This window comes from Citrobacter sp. RHBSTW-00887 (assembly GCF_013728095.1).
Taxonomy (GTDB): domain Bacteria; phylum Pseudomonadota; class Gammaproteobacteria; order Enterobacterales; family Enterobacteriaceae; genus Citrobacter; species Citrobacter braakii.
On the sequence record NZ_CP056267.1, the window covers coordinates 4,967,126 to 4,987,559 of the forward strand.

Consider the following 20,434-nt stretch of genomic DNA (forward strand, 5'->3'; position numbering starts at 1 on the left):
AATTCTGTCTATCAACACACTTTTCGCATGTCGATGTAATCTGTAATCAAGCTGAATTTCGATGTCTCATCCGCCAAAACATCTTCGGCGTTGTAAGGTTAAGCCTCACGGTTCATTAGTATCGGTTAGCTCAACGTATCGCTACGCTTACACACCCGACCTATCAACGTCGTCGTCTTCAACGTTCCTTCAGGACCCTTAAAGGGTCAGGGAGAACTCATCTCGGGGCAAGTTTCGTGCTTAGATGCTTTCAGCACTTATCTCTTCCGCATTTAGCTACCGGGCAATGCCATTGGCATGACAACCCGAACACCAGTGATGCGTCCACTCCGGTCCTCTCGTACTAGGAGCAGCCCCCCTCAATTCTCCAGCGCCCACGGCAGATAGGGACCGAACTGTCTCACGACGTTCTAAACCCAGCTCGCGTACCACTTTAAATGGCGAACAGCCATACCCTTGGGACCTACTTCAGCCCCAGGATGTGATGAGCCGACATCGAGGTGCCAAACACCGCCGTCGATATGAACTCTTGGGCGGTATCAGCCTGTTATCCCCGGAGTACCTTTTATCCGTTGAGCGATGGCCCTTCCATTCAGAACCACCGGATCACTAAGACCTGCTTTCGCACCTGCTCGAGCCGTCACTCTCGCAGTCAAGCTAGCTTATGCCTTTGCACTAACCTCCTGATGTCCGACCAGGATTAGCTAACCTTCGTGCTCCTCCGTTACTCTTTAGGAGGAGACCGCCCCAGTCAAACTACCCACCAGACACTGTCCGCAACCCGGATTACGGGTCTACGTTAGAACACCAGCCATTAAAGGGTGGTATTTCAAGGTTGGCTCCATGCAGACTGGCGTCCACACTTCAAAGCCTCCCACCTATCCTACACATCAAGGACCAGTGTTCAGTGTCAAGCTATAGTAAAGGTTCACGGGGTCTTTCCGTCTTGCCGCGGGTACACTGCATCTTCACAGCGAGTTCAATTTCACTGAGTCTCGGGTGGAGACAGCCTGGCCATCATTACGCCATTCGTGCAGGTCGGAACTTACCCGACAAGGAATTTCGCTACCTTAGGACCGTTATAGTTACGGCCGCCGTTTACCGGGGCTTCGATCAAGAGCTTCTCCTTACGGATAACCCCATCAATTAACCTTCCGGCACCGGGCAGGCGTCACACCGTATACGTCCACTTTCGTGTTTGCACAGTGCTGTGTTTTTAATAAACAGTTGCAGCCAGCTGGTATCTTCGACTGATTTCAGCTCCATGAGTAAATCACTTCACCTACATATCAGCGTGCCTTCTCCCGAAGTTACGGCACCATTTTGCCTAGTTCCTTCACCCGAGTTCTCTCAAGCGCCTTGGTATTCTCTACCTGACCACCTGTGTCGGTTTGGGGTACGATTTTGTGTTACCTGATGCTTAGAGGCTTTTCCTGGAAGCAGGGCATTTGTTACTTCAGCACCGTAGTGCCTCGTCATCACACCTCAGCGTTAACAAGACTCCGGATTTACCTGGAATCTCCGCCTACATGCTTAAACCGGGACAACCGTCGCCCGGCTAACATAGCCTTCTCCGTCCCCCCTTCGCAGTAACACCAAGTACAGGAATATTAACCTGTTTCCCATCGACTACGCCTTTCGGCCTCGCCTTAGGGGTCGACTCACCCTGCCCCGATTAACGTTGGACAGGAACCCTTGGTCTTCCGGCGTGCGGGTTTTTCACCCGCATTATCGTTACTTATGTCAGCATTCGCACTTCTGATACCTCCAGCATGCCTCACAGCACACCTTCAACGGCTTACAGAACGCTCCCCTACCCAACAACACATAGTGTCGCTGCCGCAGCTTCGGTGCATGGTTTAGCCCCGTTACATCTTCCGCGCAGGCCGACTCGACCAGTGAGCTATTACGCTTTCTTTAAATGATGGCTGCTTCTAAGCCAACATCCTGGCTGTCTGTGCCTTCCCACATCGTTTCCCACTTAACCATGACTTTGGGACCTTAGCTGGCGGTCTGGGTTGTTTCCCTCTTCACGACGGACGTTAGCACCCGCCGTGTGTCTCCCGTGATAACATTCTTCGGTATTCGCAGTTTGCATCGGGTTGGTAAGTCGGGATGACCCCCTAGCCGAAACAGTGCTCTACCCCCGAAGATGAATTCACGAGGCGCTACCTAAATAGCTTTCGGGGAGAACCAGCTATCTCCCGGTTTGATTGGCCTTTCACCCCCAGCCACAAGTCATCCGCTAATTTTTCAACATTAGTCGGTTCGGTCCTCCAGTTAGTGTTACCCAACCTTCAACCTGCCCATGGCTAGATCACCGGGTTTCGGGTCTATACCCTGCAACTTAACGCCCAGTTAAGACTCGGTTTCCCTTCGGCTCCCCTATTCGGTTAACCTTGCTACAGAATATAAGTCGCTGACCCATTATACAAAAGGTACGCAGTCACCCCATAAAGAGGCTCCCACTGCTTGTACGTACACGGTTTCAGGTTCTTTTTCACTCCCCTCGCCGGGGTTCTTTTCGCCTTTCCCTCACGGTACTGGTTCACTATCGGTCAGTCAGGAGTATTTAGCCTTGGAGGATGGTCCCCCCATATTCAGACAGGATACCACGTGTCCCGCCCTACTCTTCGAGTTCACAACACATGCACTTTTGTGTACGGGGCTGTCACCCTGTATCGCCGGACTTTCCAGACCGTTCCACTACCACACATGCTGATTCAGACTCTGGGCTGCTCCCCGTTCGCTCGCCGCTACTGGGGGAATCTCGGTTGATTTCTTTTCCTCGGGGTACTTAGATGTTTCAGTTCCCCCGGTTCGCTTCATTACGCTATGTATTCACGTAATGATAGTGTGACGAATCACACTGGGTTTCCCCATTCGGAAATCGCCGGTTATAACGGTTCATATCACCTTACCGACGCTTATCGCAGATTAGCACGTCCTTCATCGCCTCTGACTGCCAGGGCATCCACCGTGTACGCTTAGTCGCTTAACCTCACAACCCGAAGATGTTTCGTAAAACACTTCAGTGTTGCGAAAATTTGAGAGACTCGAACACACCGCTTTTCATTTCTTGTTTACGGAGAAATGAAACAGTGTGTCGTTTCAATTTTCAGCTTGATCCAGATTTTTAAAGAGCAAAACTTCTTAATGCACTCGAAAGTACATTCAGAAGTTCATCATTCATCAGACAATCTGTGTGAGCACTACAAAGAACGTTTCTTTAAGGTAAGGAGGTGATCCAACCGCAGGTTCCCCTACGGTTACCTTGTTACGACTTCACCCCAGTCATGAATCACAAAGTGGTAAGCGCCCTCCCGAAGGTTAAGCTACCTACTTCTTTTGCAACCCACTCCCATGGTGTGACGGGCGGTGTGTACAAGGCCCGGGAACGTATTCACCGTGGCATTCTGATCCACGATTACTAGCGATTCCGACTTCATGGAGTCGAGTTGCAGACTCCAATCCGGACTACGACATACTTTATGAGGTCCGCTTGCTCTCGCGAGGTCGCTTCTCTTTGTATATGCCATTGTAGCACGTGTGTAGCCCTACTCGTAAGGGCCATGATGACTTGACGTCATCCCCACCTTCCTCCAGTTTATCACTGGCAGTCTCCTTTGAGTTCCCGACCGAATCGCTGGCAACAAAGGATAAGGGTTGCGCTCGTTGCGGGACTTAACCCAACATTTCACAACACGAGCTGACGACAGCCATGCAGCACCTGTCTCACGGTTCCCGAAGGCACCAAGGCATCTCTGCCAAGTTCCGTGGATGTCAAGAGTAGGTAAGGTTCTTCGCGTTGCATCGAATTAAACCACATGCTCCACCGCTTGTGCGGGCCCCCGTCAATTCATTTGAGTTTTAACCTTGCGGCCGTACTCCCCAGGCGGTCGACTTAACGCGTTAGCTCCGGAAGCCACGCCTCAAGGGCACAACCTCCAAGTCGACATCGTTTACGGCGTGGACTACCAGGGTATCTAATCCTGTTTGCTCCCCACGCTTTCGCACCTGAGCGTCAGTCTTTGTCCAGGGGGCCGCCTTCGCCACCGGTATTCCTCCAGATCTCTACGCATTTCACCGCTACACCTGGAATTCTACCCCCCTCTACAAGACTCTAGCCTGCCAGTTTCGGATGCAGTTCCCAGGTTGAGCCCGGGGATTTCACATCCGACTTGACAGACCGCCTGCGTGCGCTTTACGCCCAGTAATTCCGATTAACGCTTGCACCCTCCGTATTACCGCGGCTGCTGGCACGGAGTTAGCCGGTGCTTCTTCTGCGAGTAACGTCAATTGCTGCGGTTATTAACCACAACACCTTCCTCCTCGCTGAAAGTACTTTACAACCCGAAGGCCTTCTTCATACACGCGGCATGGCTGCATCAGGCTTGCGCCCATTGTGCAATATTCCCCACTGCTGCCTCCCGTAGGAGTCTGGACCGTGTCTCAGTTCCAGTGTGGCTGGTCATCCTCTCAGACCAGCTAGGGATCGTCGCCTAGGTGAGCCGTTACCCCACCTACTAGCTAATCCCATCTGGGCACATCCGATGGCAAGAGGCCCGAAGGTCCCCCTCTTTGGTCTTGCGACGTTATGCGGTATTAGCTACCGTTTCCAGTAGTTATCCCCCTCCATCGGGCAGTTTCCCAGACATTACTCACCCGTCCGCCACTCGTCACCCAAGGAGCAAGCTCCTCTGTGCTACCGTTCGACTTGCATGTGTTAGGCCTGCCGCCAGCGTTCAATCTGAGCCATGATCAAACTCTTCAATTTAAGTTTGATGCTCGTGAATTAAACTTCGTAATGAATTACGTGTTCACTCAGAGACTTGGTATTCATTTTTCGTCTTGCGACGTTAAGAATCCGTATCTTCGAGTGCCCACACAGATTGTCTGATAAATTGTTAAAGAGCAGTTGCGACGCGCTTTAGCGCTCTGTCGCGAGGTGGCGTATATTACGCTTTCCTCTTTCAGAGTCAACCCTCATTTTCAGGTTTTTCTCTTCAACCGAACCGGCTGTTTGTGTGAAGTGATTCACATCTGCCGTGTCGATGGAGGCGCATTATAGGGAGTTTCCCGCGGCCCGCAACCCTTAAATTGCAGAAAAATGACTGACCGCTGCATTCCACAGCAAAACCCCGCCTTATACCCATTTACACACAGAGTTATCCACAAACCACGCGATCGTTTGTGCACGTCTCTGTTTATATAAGCATCCTTCAACGGAAAAAGAAGAGGTCAAAATCGAAAATTAAAAATTCGCGAGCGTTGCGCAAACGTTTTCGTTACAATGCCCCCGCACAACAAGGATGCCCCGTAAGGGGCGTTAGCTGAGTTTTTAGCCAAGAATTCACCTAACGCTCTCTGTAATAGTCAAATCCAGGGGATTTACCATGCAACAACGTCGTCCAGTCCGCCGCGCTCTGCTCAGTGTTTCTGACAAGGCCGGTATCATCGAATTCGCTCAGGCACTTTCCGCACGCGGTGTGGAGCTGCTGTCTACAGGTGGCACTGCGCGCCTGTTAGCTGAGAAAGGTCTGCCAGTGACCGAAGTTTCCGATTACACCGGCTTCCCGGAAATGATGGATGGACGCGTAAAGACCCTGCATCCGAAAGTCCACGGCGGCATTCTTGGTCGTCGCGGTCAGGACGACGGGATTATGGAACAGCACGGCATCGCACCTATCGACATGGTGGTTGTTAACCTGTACCCGTTCGCCGAGACCGTTGCCCGTGAAGGCTGCTCGCTGGACGATGCGGTAGAAAACATTGATATCGGCGGCCCGACGATGGTGCGTTCCGCTGCCAAAAACCATAAAGATGTGGCTATCGTTGTGAAGAGCAGCGACTACGCCGCCATTATTAAAGAGATGGATGCCAACGACGGTTCTCTGACCCTCGACACGCGTTTCGACCTCGCGATTAAAGCCTTCGAACACACCGCCGCTTACGACAGCATGATCGCCAACTACTTCGGTAGCATGGTTCCGGCCTACCACGGCGAAAGCAAAGAAGCCGCCGGTCGCTTTCCACGTACACTGAACCTGAACTTCATTAAGAAGCAGGATATGCGCTACGGCGAGAACAGCCACCAACAGGCTGCCTTCTATATAGAAGAGAATGTTAAAGAAGCGTCCGTTGCCACCGCGCAGCAGGTACAGGGCAAAGCACTTTCCTACAACAACATCGCCGATACCGATGCGGCGCTGGAGTGCGTAAAAGAATTCAACGAGCCAGCCTGTGTGATCGTCAAACACGCTAACCCGTGCGGCGTGGCTGTCAGTACCTCTATTCTCGATGCTTACGACCGCGCCTATAAAACCGACCCGACCTCCGCGTTCGGCGGCATCATCGCCTTCAACCGCGAACTGGATGCCGAAACTGCTCAAGCCATCATTTCCCGTCAGTTCGTGGAAGTGATCATCGCGCCATCCGCAACCGAAGACGCACTGAAAATCACCGCCGCCAAACAGAACGTCCGCGTGCTGACCTGCGGTCAGTGGGCACAACGTGTGCCGGGCCTGGACTTCAAACGCGTTAACGGCGGTCTGCTGGTTCAGGATCGTGACCTGGGTATGGTGAGCGAAGGTGAACTGCGCGTAGTTTCCAAACGTCAGCCGACCGAACAGGAACTGCGCGATGCGCTGTTCTGCTGGAAAGTAGCTAAGTTTGTAAAATCCAACGCCATTGTTTACGCCAAAGAGAACATGACTATCGGCATAGGCGCAGGCCAGATGAGCCGCGTATATTCCGCAAAAATCGCCGGGATTAAAGCCGCCGACGAAGGTCTGGAAGTTCAAGGTTCCTCTATGGCATCCGACGCCTTCTTCCCGTTCCGCGATGGGATTGATGCCGCCGCCGCCGCCGGTGTGACCTGCGTGATCCAGCCGGGCGGTTCTATCCGTGATGATGAAGTCATTGCTGCCGCCGACGAGCACGGCATAGCGATGGTGTTCACCGACATGCGCCACTTCCGCCATTAATCCACGGAGCAGACGATGAAAGTATTAGTGATTGGCAACGGCGGGCGCGAACACGCGCTGGCCTGGAAAGCGGCGCAGTCGCCAAAAGTCGAAACGGTATTTGTCGCACCAGGCAACGCGGGCACCGCGCTGGAACCTGCGCTGCAAAACGTGGCAATCGGCGTGACCGATATTCCGGCGCTGCTGAGCTTTGCCCAGAATGAGAAGATCGATCTGACCATCGTTGGCCCAGAAGCGCCTCTGGTAATTGGCGTGGTCGATGCGTTTCGCGCCGCCGGTCTGAAAATCTTCGGCCCAACCGAAGGTGCAGCGCAGTTGGAAGGCTCCAAAGCCTTCACCAAAGATTTCCTTGCCCGTCATAACATTCCAACGGCGGAGTATCAGAACTTCACCGAGATTGAGCCTGCGCTGGCCTATCTGCGTGAGAAAGGCGCGCCGATCGTTATCAAGGCCGACGGCCTGGCCGCCGGTAAAGGCGTTATCGTCGCGATGACGCTGGAGGAAGCCGAAGCCGCTGTTCATGACATGCTGGCAGGTAACGCTTTTGGCGATGCGGGCCACCGTATCGTTATCGAAGAGTTCCTCGACGGTGAAGAAGCGAGCTTTATCGTGATGGTTGACGGCGAGCACGTGCTGCCAATGGCCACCAGCCAGGACCACAAACGCGTGGGCAACGGCGATACCGGTCCGAATACCGGCGGTATGGGCGCTTACTCACCTGCACCGGTGGTGACTGACGACGTTCATCAGCGCACCATGGAACGCATCATCTGGCCAACCGTAAAAGGCATGGCAGCGGAAGGGAACACTTACACCGGTTTCCTGTACGCAGGTCTGATGATCGACAAACAGGGCAACCCGAAGGTTATCGAGTTCAACTGCCGCTTCGGCGATCCGGAAACCCAGCCGATTATGCTGCGTATGAAATCGGATCTGGTGGAGCTGTGCCTTGCCGCCTGTGATGGCAAGCTGGATGAGAAAACCTCTGAGTGGGACGAACGCGCCTCTTTGGGCGTAGTGATTGCCGCAGGGGGTTATCCGGGCAACTACAATACTGGCGATGAGATCCACGGCCTGCCGCTGGAAGAAGTCGCTGACGGTAAAGTGTTCCACGCGGGCACCAAACTGTCTGCTGACGATCGCGTGCTGACCAACGGCGGTCGCGTCCTGTGCGCCACCGCGCTGGGCAACACCGTTGCCGAGGCGCAGCAGCGTGCCTACGCCCTGATGACCGACATCCGTTGGGACGGCAGCTTCAGCCGTAACGACATCGGCTGGCGCGCCATCGAACGTGAGCAAAACTAACGGCTGAGCTTAGCCAGCAGCGTTTTGCGCGTAATACCTAACTGACGGGCGGCTTCGGTTTTATTGCCGCCCGTTTTTTCCAGCGCCGCCAGAATCACTTCTTTTTCGACATCCACCAGCGGTTGGATCTCGCCACTGTATTCCGTTTTTATCGGTGTCGCGGCAATCGCCATCGGCAGCTCGCGTTCGGAAATATATTCCCCCGTTAGCAGCACCACCGAACGCTCAATCGCATTTTCCAGCTCACGGATATTACCCGGCCAGTCATAGTGGATCAGCAGATCCATCGCCTGCGGAGTAAAGCCCTTCACCGCTTTTCGGTTACGTGTGGCAAAACGCTGGAGAAAATGTTCGGCCAGCAGCGGAATATCTTCCCGGCGCTGGCACAGCGCAGGCATTTCAATAGTGATGACGTTCAGGCGATAGTAGAGATCCTGACGAAAGCGCCCGGCGTTCACTTCCTCAGCCAGATCGCGATGTGTGGCGGCGATCAGCCGGACATCAACCGCAATAGTCTGGTTGCTGCCAACCCGTTGCACTTCTCGCTCCTGGATTGCCCGCAGCAGACGCACCTGCATTAGCGGTGAGATATCGCCAATTTCATCAAGAAATAACGTGCCGCCTTCGGCTTCCACAAAGCGCCCTTCCCGCCGCTTATCCGCGCCAGTAAACGCGCCTTTCTCATGTCCAAAAAGTTCGGACTCCAGCAGCGACTCATTAAGCGACGCACAGTTCAGCGTCACCAGCGGTTTATCACAGCGGGCACTGCTGGCATGCAGCGCCCGGGCCACCAGCTCTTTCCCCGTACCGGAGTCTCCGCGAATGAGCACCGTTGCATCCGAGGGTGCAACCATCGCGATTTCATTGATCAACTGCTGCATCGCCGGACTGCTGCCAATCATGCCAAACTGCGCAGCCGACCCCGACGGCAGTTCAGCGCCCGTTTCCCGCGTATGCGCCAGCGCCTTTTCCAGCGTCTCCTGCAGGCGATCAAAATCCAGCGGCTTGATTAAGTAGTCCAGCGCCCCGGTTTTCAGCGCCTCAACGGCGGTCTCCACGCTGGAGAACGCCGTCATGATCAATACCGGAATCGCCGAATTCAACGCTTTAATCTCTTTCAGCGTTGCGATGCCGTCCATCTCCGCCATACGCACATCGCACAGCACTAAATCAAATACGCGTTCACGCACCTGTTCCAGTGCCGCTTGCCCGCTATAGGCCAGCGCGACCTCATAACCCCAGCCGCGCAGCAGCGCCTGTAAAATGGTGCAGTGGCTGATATCGTCATCTACCACCAGAATATTGATTTTTCCGCGCGTCATCCTTGTTAATCCTGTTGTTTCGCGTTGGTCGGCAGCCAGAGGGTAAAGGTTGCGCCTTTGCCCTCAACACTTGCCACATGAATGGTACCACCGTGCTGTTCAATTATGTTCTGCACTACCGCCAGCCCAAGGCCGGTTCCATCCGCTTTAGTCGTGAAGTAAGGCGTAAAAATGGCCTCCAGCTGTTCCGCTGCAATCCCTTTCCCGCTATCAATAACCATGATTTTAACGCGATCGCCGCTGCTTTCACTCGCTTCAACCGTAATCGTGCCCTGACGACCAATCGCATGAATGGCGTTCAGATACAGATTCAACAGAACCTGAGTCAGTCGGTCGGGATCGGCCTGAATAGCGGGCAGCGTGGAACTGGCCGAAAAACGTAGCTGGATTTCCCGGCTTGCCGCATCCTGACTCACCAGGTTTAATGAGTGGGTGATGACCTCATTGAGATCCACCTGTTGCAGAGTCAGATGCGCAGGTTTCACCAGCTCCAGCAGCTCGCTCACCACCCGATTTAAACGGTCCGCCTCTTTCGCCATCACCTGCGCCAGCTCATGCGACTCGCCACCAGCCGGAGTTCGTTCGGCAAAATACTTCGCTAAACCTTTGATCGATGAAAGCGGGTTTCGAATCTCATGCGCGACCCCGGCCGCCAGATGTCCGAGCGCCATCAGTTTTTCTTTACGCTTCATCGCATCCTGCAGTTCTTTGTACGAGCGCTGATAGCGTTGATACCAGAAGAACGTCAGCACAGTGGCCAGCAGCACGGCCGCCAGCGCAGACAGGACGATCAGGGTGTTACGCCACTCTCTTGCCTGAGTCGCAGCCAGATCGCTGGCATCAAAAGCGATAAATATGGTTTGTGCGGGGGGGATAAGCTGTCCGTCATTGCTGGCACAGCGCGCCATACCATGACGTCCTGGACCATACATCGGCTGAAACTGACGATAAATTTCCAGGACCGGTGTTTTTTCACCGTCCCCCGTAGGCATGTCAATATTCCGCCAGCTTTCTTGTTCCCCGGGGCTTAGTTGTCGCAGGACATCCGGTGAATAGAGCGTTTTACCGACCATCGCGGAATTGCTGTGAGTAATAATGGCGCCATGATCGTCAACGACGGCAAACCATAGCACGCCTGGTTGTACGGCCATTTCCTCCAGCAGCGTCTGCTGTTGAGCATGATGCATGCGCATCCCCATACCTACGCGCGTACCAGACTCCAGAGCGCGGATGAGCACGCTGCCTTTTTCCAGTAGCGTTTGCCGCGCGGCACCGCTTTCCCGCCCATAGTCCCGAATGGTCATAATCGAAAACCAACCGACCAAAATCAGGATTGCCGCCAGCAAGAGTCGGCTCAACCACTTGGCCGCCGTGTCCTTATAAAGACGCATACGCTCTCCCTTTATCCCACCTGTTCCTTTCATCGTTGCAGGTATACAGCAGAAATCATGCCATTTTTTCTCAGTGATAACCCTGCCCTCAGACACAAACCGCTGAAAGTAGCGGGTAAAAATGACCCGCCGGCGCGTTCTGGCGAGTCACTTTTACTCGTCGCCCTGTAAAGACCACGACTACAACGCCCGCGGGACCGGGATTGCCGCTTTGGCACGGAAGATGCAAAAGGAAATGTAATCTAACCAACAGGAGAACGACCCATGAAACGGAACAACAAACTGGCGCTGATTGCACTCTCTCTTATCGCGTTGGGCTCTACCCCGGCGCTGGCGCAAAATCACTGGGGATATGGTGATGGAATGCAGCAACGAGGCGGTACGCCAATGACCACTGAGCAGCAGGCTACCGCGCAGAAAATCTATGATGATTACTACTCGCAGACCAACGCCTTGCGCCAACAGCTGACCTCTAAACGTTATGAGTACAACGCGTTGCTAACAGCCAGCTCGCCGGACACTGCAAAAATTAATGCCGTGGCAAAAGAGATGGAGGCGTTGAATCAGTCACTGGATGAGCAGCGCGTTAAACGCGATGTCGCAATGGCCCAGGCAGGCGTACCTCGCGGAGCGGGAATGGGCTACGGCGGGTGCGGCGGTGGCGGTAACCATCGCGGTGGCCATATGGGAATGGGCCACTGGTAAACGGTTTTTGCCGGATGGCGGCCTCACCTTATCTGGCCCGATGTCCTGGCATCAGGTTTTCAGAAGGTTTTGGCAGTAGGCTGCCAGTGACAAAAATCTTCATTAGCGACCAGCAGTAGCTGCGACCCTTCGGGCGCTTCCAGCCATGCCACACTCACTTCTACAGATGAATGGCTCTGGCGGCGCTCAATGTGGTTTATCGCCCACGATTCCAGATCGGGCTTCAGTGTTTCACCTTCACAGGTCGTGACTGTGTTATTCGCATGCCAGCGTCCCTGACGCAATATCACCCGTCCCTGACGCAACGCATCGCTGGTCTGGCGGATTTGATCGGCACGATAGCGGTAAAGCGCAATTTGATCGCTGGAAAGCTGCTGCTTTTGCCCATCGACTTCACGCTGCATGAAACTCAGTTCGCCCCGGTCATCGAAGCGTATACGGACATGTTCCGGTGGTTGACTGTAAGTGTTGAGTTCTATCAGCGAGAGCGAATCACCCTGCCAGCGGTATTCACTGGTGGTGGTATCGCCTTTACGCCACGGACTAAATACCGAGAGCAAGTGAACATCGTCGCTGGAATCTTTACGCCAAATGCGTACCGCCCCCTGATCGCCAACATAGCCGCTGGCCGTGAACGGAGGAAGCTCAGAGTGGCGACTACAGGCAGACAGTAACAGCACACCTGAAAGCCAAAGCGAATGACGCCAGATAGACAAAAGGGGCGAAACCGCCCCTTCGATAAAACTGTTCACTGCCACGCGAATTACTTAACCGCGTCTTTCAGTGCTTTACCAGAAACAAATGCCGGTACGTTAGCTGCGGCAATTTTGATTTCTTTACCGGTCTGCGGGTTGCGGCCAGTGCGCTCAGCACGGTGGTTCACTTTGAAGGTACCGAAACCAACCAGTTGTACAGCATCGCCTTCTTTCAGAGACTCAGTAATAGCAGCCAGAGTGGATTCCAGAGCAGCTTTAGCCTGTGTTTTAGACAGTTCTGCTTTGTCTGCAATTACATCAATCAGTTGAGTCTTGTTCATAAGTTATCCTTACAATGTGTTTATCGCTTGCTAAGCATCGAGTGCGACGGAAATGCCAGAAAAGCACTCTCCTGCATACACGCACCGATAGCCACTTTTTTTCGCCCCCCAAATGTAGACCAGACCGGGGGCGGATGGGAAGCCTTCAGGCACGACAAATCAGGCGTTAAATCACGTTTTATGGTGTCATTGCTGAAAATTTATACCAATATTGCTCTCGCCAGCCTCGCGCAGGTCTGCACGAAGCCCTTTTATCAGCTCAATATCGCGTTCTTCACAGTCGGCTAAAAGTCGGAAAATTTCCCACTGAATATCCCATTCTTGCTCAACGGCCGGGTTCTCTTTGAGCTCTTCATCGGTCATTTCGCGACCAGCCTGGGTCATTTCCAGCATCGCAACCGTCGTAATCGAAGCCTTACTAACCTCAATTGCATGTTCCAGCGTTTCACCGCTAAGACGCGAATGCATCAGTTCGCTTAATGCCACACAGGCATCAATCGCCGGATAAACGCCGTACAGATCGTAATCGTCTGCTGAAGGAATAGCCTCTTCAAATTTTTCCAACTGGCTATCGAAATTGATTTTCGCGTCTTTAACCGTCAGCGCTTCCCAAATCAAATCCAGAATTCGGCGGTAGATTTGTCCATCGCCAAATTCGGTTTGCTTACAGAACATGGCGTAGTTGGGGTACATGCGTTCGCACAGACAGGCCATAAACGTGACGTGCTGCCAGCTTTCCAGCTTCTCCAGACGCAGGTGAATCGGATTTTGTAACATGATGAGTTCTCAAATACGGAAATTAGCGGCAGTTTACCCGATATGGGGCGTTTTTGCTGCAAGCCGCGTAAAAGCAGGGCGTTCGGATGCCACCGCATCTGCCCAGCGTGTTGGTTCCGGCAGACGATAGCCGTTCATACAGCGTTGTACCCACGCTAACGCGCTGTCCTGGCTCACGCGATGACCCGTAGAGATAAACAGCGGGTTACAGCGTGCTTTGCTGCGCCAAACCCATGCCAGCTGTTCGCCTTTATCCAACAACGGCGCTAACGCTCCGGGTTCGGCGGCGAGCGGCTCAAACTTGCCGCACAACCGTTTTTTCGCCACGCCAATCGTCGGGACATCCACCAGCAGGCCAAAATGGCTGGCCACGCCCAGACGGCGAGGGTGAGAAATCCCGTGACCGTCAACGAATAGCAGATCAGGCTTGTGCGAAAGCTGCTGCCAGGCGGCCATCAGCGCGGGTGTTTCGCGAAAGGAGAGAAAGCCAGGAATGTAGGGCATGGTGGTGGCGATTCGCGCCACCTTGTATTCAACCAGTTCCAGCGAGGGGTACTTCAGTAAGACCATCGCGGCTCGCGTCACTTCGCCCCCCTGCTCGAACCCAACGTCCGCCCCGCCGATCAGATCCGGCGGATCGCTCCTCAGGCGAGCCTCGCGGATCACTGAAGAGGCCAGTTCAAGCTGCTGTGCGCGTAATGACGCAAGATCCATAATGACTCCTTAGCGGTGATACTGTTCAGACAACCGATGTACCGCCTCCACGAAGACACCCGCATGCTCTGGCGGGACATCCTGATGAATGCCGTGGCCCAGGTTAAAGACATGGCCTTCACCCTGGCCAAAACCGGCCAGAATCGTCGCCACCTCTTCTTCGATGCGGGCTGGCGGCGCATACAGCATGGACGGATCCATATTGCCCTGCAGTGCCACTTTATGACCTACACGACGACGCGCATCGGCAATGTCAGTGGTCCAGTCCAGACCTAACGCATCACAGCCGGTTTCCGCCATCGCTTCCAGCCACTGACCACCGCCTTTAGTGAACAGCGTCACCGGTACGCGACGACCTTCGTTCTCGCGCATCAGGCCGTCGACGATTTTGTGCATGTAATACAGGGAGAACTGCTGATAGTCGCGACCGGTCAGCACACCGCCCCAGGTGTCGAAAATCATTACCGACTGCGCGCCCGCTTTGATCTGCGCGTTCAGGTACAGAGTGACGCTCTTCGCCAGCTTATCAAGCAGCAGATGCAGCGCCTTTGGATCGGCGTACATCATCTTTTTAATCACGGTGAAGGCCTTACTACTGCCGCCTTCGACCATATAGGTAGCCAGTGTCCACGGGCTACCAGAGAAGCCGATCAGCGGCACTTCGCCTTTCAGTTCACGGCGGATAGTGCGCACCGCATTCATCACATAACCCAGTCCATCTTCCGGGTCCGGGATCGGCAGTTTGTCGACGTCAGCCTTGCTGGCGATCGGTGAGGTAAAGCGTGGGCCCTCTCCGGCTTCAAAATACAGCCCAAGTCCCATCGCATCGGGAATCGTCAGGATATCCGAAAAGAGGATCGCCGCATCAAGCTTATAGCGACGCAGCGGCTGCAGCGTGACTTCGCAGGCCAGCTCGGCATTTTTGCACAGCGCCATAAAATCGCCCGCTTCGGCGCGCGTGGCTTTATATTCCGGTAGATAGCGGCCCGCCTGGCGCATCATCCATACCGGAGTGACATCAACGGGCTGGCGCAGCAGCGCACGCAGATAACGATCGTTCTTCAGTTCGGTCATTTTTCCATTCCTTGAGCTGTTTCACGCCAGTGTAACATGTGTGTCACTCATACTCTGCCCGGCAGAGGGCGACGGTATCTTCAATCAATCGACGCGCGACGGTGCCCGGCGGGGGCAGGAGCGGTAAATCGTCGTAGCGATACCAGTTCGCTTCCAGCAGTTCTTTCGGGTCAATAACAATTTCGCCGCTATCATACTCCGCCATAAATGCGGTCATCAAAGACTGTGGGAACGGCCACGGCTGAGAAGTGACGTAGCGCAGGTTTTTTACCTTAATGCCGCTCTCTTCCATGACTTCGCGCGCCACCGCCTGCTCGAGGGTCTCGCCCACTTCGACAAAACCCGCCAGCACGGTATGCACGCCGTTACGATGGCGAACATGTTGGGCAAGCAGGATAGCGTCGTCACGGCGAATAGCGACGATAATGCAGGGGGCAATTTGCGGGTAGTAGCGTTCTCGACAGTGGCTACACAGCATCGCCCATTCCGTTTTACTCGGGTGCATGGGATGACCGCAGTAACCGCAGAATTTATGTGAGCGGTAGAACTCGGCCAGTTGTACACCGCGTCCGGCCAGTTGAAACAGGCCAACATCCTGGTCAATGACCTGGCGCACAGACCCCATATCGTGCCGACGCTGCTGCTGCACCAGCCAGACCGTCTCCCCTTCCCATTCGCCTATAGGAAGTGCACGCTGCCCGGTCAGATCAAAACTTGCTGCGTCGCCGTAAGGCAGTTCGCCATGAGGCAACCATAACTTTTGCTCATGACTGACAATCCACCAGCCGCTATCTAATTTTTCAATTATACGATCCATATCTCTTGCGCAACCTTTGCTTCACAGGCATGTTGTTTACATTATTTTTACATTTACGGGTGAGCCGTTCCTAAACACCATCTTGCGGAGTCAATCATGCTAAACCAGCTGGAAAGCCTGACGGAGCACGTCGGAGGAAGTAACAAACTGGTTGATCGCTGGCTACATGTACGTAAGCACCTGCTCGTGGCTTACTACAATCTGGTTGGCATTAAGCCAGGCAAAGAATCGTACATGCGGCTCAATGAAAAGGCGCTGGATGATTTTTGCCAGAGCCTGGTCGATTACCTTTCCACCGGACACTTCAGTATTTATGAACGTATTCTCCATAAATTGGAAGGGAACGGGCAGCTTTTAAAAGCCACAAAAATTTGGCCGCTCCTGGAAGCCAATACGCAACTGATCATGGACTACTATGATTCCAGTCTGGAGACCGCCATTGATCACGATAACTTCCTTGAATTTCAACAGGCCTTATCGGATATCGGCGAGGCGCTGGAAGCCCGGTTCGTGCTGGAAGATAAGCTGATCATGCTGGTTTTTGATGCGATGCACGAGAGTGGCATGATCAAACGTCCTGCTTGAGATTTGCGACATTAACGCGTAATTTACATTCATTACCTCTTTTTGAGGTTACTTCTTGTCGGAGTGCTTATTTTCCACAGCAGCATGAGTGGAAAAGGCTGAGACCGTTAATTCGGGATCCGCGGAACCTGATCAGGTTAAAACCTGCGAAGGGAACAAGAGTCAATCTACAACCGTATCGCCCTTTGGCGTTCGTCTCTCTTGCTTCATCCGTCGTCTGACAAGCCATATCCTTACTTTTATTTGGAATGAGCTATGTCTGCCACTACTAAACCATCACGCCGCGAACAACGCGCCCAAGCCCAACACTTTATCGACACGCTGGAAGGTACCGCCTTTCCTAACTCAAAACGTATCTACATCACCGGTTCGCAGGCGGATATTCGCATCCCGATGCGCGAAATCCAGCTAAGTCCTACGCTGATTGGTGGTACGAAAGACAACCCGCAGTTTGAAGAGAACGAAGCCGTGCCGGTGTACGACACCTCCGGGCCGTACGGCGATCCTGATGTGGCGATTAACGTTCAGCAGGGTCTGGCGAAACTGCGCCAGCCGTGGATTGCGGCGCGTAATGATAGCGAAGAATTAGACGACCGTAGCTCCGCTTATACCAAAGAACGTCTGGCCGACGATGGCCTGGACGAGCTGCGTTTCAGCGGCCTGCTGACGCCAAAACGCGCCAAAGCCGGCAAGCGCGTTACCCAGTTGCACTATGCCCGTCAGGGGATGGTTACCCCGGAGATGGAATTTATCGCCATCCGTGAAAACATGGGCCGCGAGCGCATTCGTAGTGAAGTGCTGCGCCATCAGCATCCAGGGATGAACTTTGGCGCTCGCCTGCCGGAAAACATCACCCCGGAATTCGTGCGTGATGAAGTCGCTGCGGGCCGCGCGATTATTCCTGCCAACATCAACCACCCGGAATCCGAGCCGATGATCATCGGCCGCAACTTCCTGGTGAAGGTGAACGCCAACATCGGTAACTCGGCGGTAACCTCCTCCATTGAAGAAGAGGTGGAGAAGCTGGTGTGGTCAACCCGCTGGGGCGCAGATACGGTGATGGACCTCTCTACCGGCCGCTATATTCACGAAACCCGCGAGTGGATCCTGCGTAACAGCCCGGTGCCGATCGGTACCGTACCGATCTACCAGGCGCTGGAGAAGGTTAACGGGATCGCTGAAGATCTCACCTGGGAAGCCTTCCGCGACACGCTGCTCGAACAAGCCGAACAGGGCGTCGACTACTTCACCATTCACGCGGGTGTACTGCTGCGCTACGTGCCGATGACCGCCAAACGCCTGACAGGTATTGTCTCGCGCGGCGGTTCGATCATGGCGAAATGGTGTCTCTCTCATCACAAAGAGAACTTCCTGTTTGAACATTTCCGCGAGATTTGCGAAATCTGTGCCGCCTACGACGTTTCGCTCTCTCTCGGCGACGGCCTGCGTCCAGGCTCGATTCAGGATGCCAACGACGAGGCGCAGTTCTCCGAGCTGCATACGCTGGGCGAACTGACCAAAATCGCCTGGGAATACGACGTGCAGGTGATGATTGAAGGCCCGGGTCATGTGCCGATGCATATGATCCAGCGCAATATGACCGAAGAGCTGGAGCACTGCCATGAAGCGCCGTTCTACACCTTAGGGCCGTTGACGACAGATATCGCGCCGGGCTATGACCACTTCACCTCCGGCATTGGTGCGGCGATGATCGGCTGGTTTGGCTGTGCAATGCTGTGCTACGTCACGCCAAAAGAGCACCTTGGCCTGCCGAACAAAGAAGACGTGAAGCAAGGGCTGATTACCTACAAGATTGCCGCCCATGCCGCTGATTTAGCCAAAGGCCATCCGGGAGCGCAGATCCGCGATAACGCCATGTCGAAAGCACGCTTTGAATTCCGCTGGGAAGACCAGTTTAACCTCGCACTCGACCCATTCACCGCCCGCGCCTATCACGATGAAACCCTGCCACAGGAGTCCGGCAAGGTTGCCCACTTCTGCTCCATGTGCGGGCCGAAGTTCTGCTCGATGAAAATCAGCCAGGAGGTCCGCGACTACGCCGCCGCACAAACCATTGAAATCGGAATGGCGGATATGTCGGAGAACTTCCGCGTCAAAGGCGGCGAAATCTACCTCAAAAAAGAGGAGGCGTGATGTACCAGCCTGATTTCCCGACCGTGCCGTTCCGCCTCGGGCTGTACCCGGTGGTAGACAGCGTTGAATGGATTGAACGCTTGCTGCAGGCAGGTGTGCGCACGATCCAACTGCGCATTAAAGATAAACGTGATGAAGAGGTCGAAACCGACGTCATTGCCGCCATAGAGTTGGGGCGTCGCTATGATGCTCGCCTGTTTATCAACGACTACTGGAGCCTGGCAATTAAGCACAACGCGTACGGCGTGCATCTGGGCCAGGAAGACCTCGAAACCACCGACCTGAAGGCGATTCAGGCGGCGGGGCTACGCCTGGGTGTTTCCACTCACGATGATATGGAGATAGACGTAGCGCTGGCTGCTAAGCCTTCTTATATCGCGCTGGGTCATGTCTTCCCGACGCAAACCAAGCAGATGCCGTCGGCCCCGCAGGGTCTCACGCAGCTGGCAAGCCATAGTAAACGACTGGCGGATTACCCCACTGTCGCTATCGGCGGCATCAGCCTTGAGCGCGCCCCAGCGGTGCTGGCGACCGGCGTTGGCAGTATTGCCGTGGTCAGCGCCATAACCCACGCCGCAGACTGGCAGGCAGCCACGGCGCAGCTACTGGACATTGCGGGAGCCGGCGATGAATGACCGCGATTTTATGCGCTACAGCCGCCAGATCCTGCTCGCCGACATTGCCATTGAGGGCCAACAAAAGCTGCTCGATAGCCATGTGCTGATCGTCGGTTTAGGTGGGCTCGGCTCGCCTGCGGCACTGTATCTGGCGGGAGCGGGCGTCGGCACGCTGACGTTGGCGGACGATGATGACGTTCATCTGAGCAACCTGCAACGGCAAATATTGTTCACCACCGATGATATCGCCCGCCCGAAAGCACAGGCGGCAAAGCGACATCTGGCATGCCTTAATCCGGACAGCGACCTGGTCGTCCTTGAGCAGCGGCTGACCGGTGAGGCGCTCCGGCATGCGGTAGCGCGTGCCGACGTGGTGCTCGACTGTACCGACAACATGGCGACGCGCCAGGAAATTAACGCCGCCTGCGTGATGCTCAACACTCCGCTCATCACCGCCAGCGCTGTGGGCTTTGGCGGCCAGCTAATGGTACTGACGCCACCGTGGGAACAAGGCTGTTACCGTTGCCTGTGGCCGGATGATGTAGAGCCGGAACGCAACTGCCGCACCGCCGGCATCGTCGGCCCGGTTGTGGGCGTGATGGGCACCTTGCAAGCGCTGGAGGCGATTAAATTACTCAGCGGCATTGAAACTCCCAGTGGGGAGCTACGCCTGTTCGACGGTAAAACCAGCCAGTGGCGCAGCCTCGCGCTGCGTCGTGCCAGCAGCTGCCCGGTCTGCGGAGGACAACATGCAGATTCAGTTCAATGATGAGCCGATGCAGTGCGCCGAGGGACAAACCGTCAGCGGGCTGCTCACTGCGCTAAATCAACTTAAACCGGGAGCGGCGCTGGCGCTTAATCAACAGATCCTGCCGCGCGAGCAGTGGGAGCAGCAAATCGTGCAGGAAGGCGACCAGATCCTGCTTTTTCAGGTTATTGCAGGGGGTTGAT

Annotated in this window: 16 protein-coding genes, 2 rRNA genes and 1 riboswitch; of the genes, 8 read left to right on the top strand and 10 right to left on the bottom strand. The window is 54.6% G+C overall.

Annotation, left to right across the window (positions count from 1 at the left end; all coding sequences use genetic code 11):
• Positions 1-94: 94 nt before the first annotated feature.
• Positions 95-3,001, bottom strand: a 23S ribosomal RNA gene (locus tag HV314_RS23675).
• Between the two features lie 234 nt (positions 3,002-3,235).
• Positions 3,236-4,777, bottom strand: a 16S ribosomal RNA gene (locus HV314_RS23680).
• Together the 16S and 23S rRNA genes form the textbook arrangement of a ribosomal RNA operon.
• A gap of 619 nt (positions 4,778-5,396) precedes the next feature.
• Between HV314_RS23680 and purH the strand changes: the two genes are divergently transcribed.
• On the top strand, positions 5,397-6,986 hold the full coding sequence (gene purH, locus HV314_RS23685; RefSeq protein ID WP_181546849.1) for a bifunctional phosphoribosylaminoimidazolecarboxamide formyltransferase/IMP cyclohydrolase: 1,590 nt from the start codon (positions 5,397-5,399) through the stop codon (positions 6,984-6,986).
• A 15-nt stretch (positions 6,987-7,001) separates the two neighbouring features.
• Entirely contained in the window at positions 7,002-8,291 is a 1,290-nt protein-coding gene (gene purD / locus HV314_RS23690) for a phosphoribosylamine--glycine ligase (protein ID WP_016157951.1), read from the top strand.
• On the opposite strand, the gene zraR is transcribed toward purD, so the two are convergent.
• Positions 8,288-9,613: a sigma-54-dependent response regulator transcription factor ZraR gene (zraR, locus tag HV314_RS23695; protein ID WP_181546850.1), complete on the bottom strand. Its 1,326-nt coding sequence runs from the start codon at positions 9,611-9,613 to the stop codon at positions 8,288-8,290. The two genes, purD and zraR, sit on opposite strands and share 4 nt — an antisense overlap.
• Positions 9,614-9,618: 5 nt before the next feature.
• Entirely contained in the window at positions 9,619-11,004 is a 1,386-nt protein-coding gene (gene zraS, locus HV314_RS23700) for a two-component system sensor histidine kinase ZraS (protein WP_181546852.1), read from the bottom strand.
• A gap of 264 nt (positions 11,005-11,268) precedes the next feature.
• Between zraS and zraP the strand changes: the two genes are divergently transcribed.
• Positions 11,269-11,709 carry a zinc resistance sensor/chaperone ZraP gene (gene zraP, locus HV314_RS23705; RefSeq protein ID WP_016155316.1) on the top strand — a complete coding sequence of 147 codons (441 nt, stop codon included), beginning with the start codon at positions 11,269-11,271 and terminating at the stop codon, positions 11,707-11,709.
• 59 nt (positions 11,710-11,768) lie between these two features.
• Here zraP and HV314_RS23710 read toward each other — a convergent pair whose 3' ends face one another.
• From HV314_RS23710 to nudC, 6 genes are all read right to left on the bottom strand, one after another.
• Positions 11,769-12,461, bottom strand: coding sequence for a DUF1481 domain-containing protein (locus HV314_RS23710; protein WP_016155315.1), 693 nt, complete (start codon positions 12,459-12,461; stop codon positions 11,769-11,771).
• Positions 12,462-12,472: 11 nt separating this feature from the next.
• Complete coding sequence (gene hupA, locus HV314_RS23715; protein ID WP_001044509.1) at positions 12,473-12,745, bottom strand: nucleoid-associated protein HU-alpha; 273 nt, start codon at positions 12,743-12,745, stop codon at positions 12,473-12,475.
• A 186-nt stretch (positions 12,746-12,931) separates the two neighbouring features.
• Positions 12,932-13,522: a YjaG family protein gene (locus tag HV314_RS23720; protein ID WP_003842015.1), complete on the bottom strand. Its 591-nt coding sequence runs from the start codon at positions 13,520-13,522 to the stop codon at positions 12,932-12,934.
• A 33-nt stretch (positions 13,523-13,555) separates the two neighbouring features.
• Positions 13,556-14,236, bottom strand: coding sequence for a deoxyribonuclease V (gene nfi, locus HV314_RS23725; RefSeq protein ID WP_181546854.1), 681 nt, complete (start codon positions 14,234-14,236; stop codon positions 13,556-13,558).
• 9 nt (positions 14,237-14,245) lie between these two features.
• Complete coding sequence (gene hemE / locus HV314_RS23730; protein WP_016155313.1) at positions 14,246-15,310, bottom strand: uroporphyrinogen decarboxylase; 1,065 nt, start codon at positions 15,308-15,310, stop codon at positions 14,246-14,248.
• A 43-nt stretch (positions 15,311-15,353) separates the two neighbouring features.
• The gene (gene nudC / locus HV314_RS23735; RefSeq protein ID WP_016155312.1) at positions 15,354-16,127 is read right to left on the bottom strand and encodes an NAD(+) diphosphatase; all 774 of its coding nucleotides are present in this window, start codon (positions 16,125-16,127) and stop codon (positions 15,354-15,356) included.
• Positions 16,128-16,223: 96 nt separating this feature from the next.
• On the opposite strand from nudC, the gene HV314_RS23740 reads away from it, so the two are divergent.
• The 5 genes from HV314_RS23740 (at position 16,224) to thiS (ending at position 20,433) form a co-directional block, all read left to right on the top strand.
• Positions 16,224-16,712 (top strand): Rsd/AlgQ family anti-sigma factor, encoded by a 489-nt coding sequence (locus HV314_RS23740; RefSeq protein WP_016155311.1) that lies wholly within the window; start codon positions 16,224-16,226, stop codon positions 16,710-16,712.
• Between the two features lie 49 nt (positions 16,713-16,761).
• Positions 16,762-16,884, top strand: a riboswitch (TPP riboswitch).
• 83 nt (positions 16,885-16,967) lie between these two features.
• Complete coding sequence (gene thiC / locus HV314_RS23745) at positions 16,968-18,866, top strand: phosphomethylpyrimidine synthase ThiC (protein WP_181546856.1); 1,899 nt, start codon at positions 16,968-16,970, stop codon at positions 18,864-18,866.
• Positions 18,866-19,501: a thiamine phosphate synthase gene (gene thiE, locus HV314_RS23750; RefSeq protein ID WP_142418371.1), complete on the top strand. Its 636-nt coding sequence runs from the start codon at positions 18,866-18,868 to the stop codon at positions 19,499-19,501. Before thiC ends, thiE begins: the two co-directional genes overlap by 1 nt.
• The gene (locus HV314_RS23755; protein WP_181546858.1) at positions 19,494-20,252 is read left to right on the top strand and encodes a HesA/MoeB/ThiF family protein; all 759 of its coding nucleotides are present in this window, start codon (positions 19,494-19,496) and stop codon (positions 20,250-20,252) included. The genes thiE and HV314_RS23755 overlap by 8 nt, the downstream gene beginning before the upstream one ends.
• A complete protein-coding gene (gene thiS, locus HV314_RS23760; RefSeq protein WP_016155307.1) occupies positions 20,233-20,433 on the top strand; it encodes a sulfur carrier protein ThiS in 201 nt (66 codons plus the stop codon). The genes HV314_RS23755 and thiS overlap by 20 nt, the downstream gene beginning before the upstream one ends.
• Position 20,434: the final 1 nt, after the last annotated feature.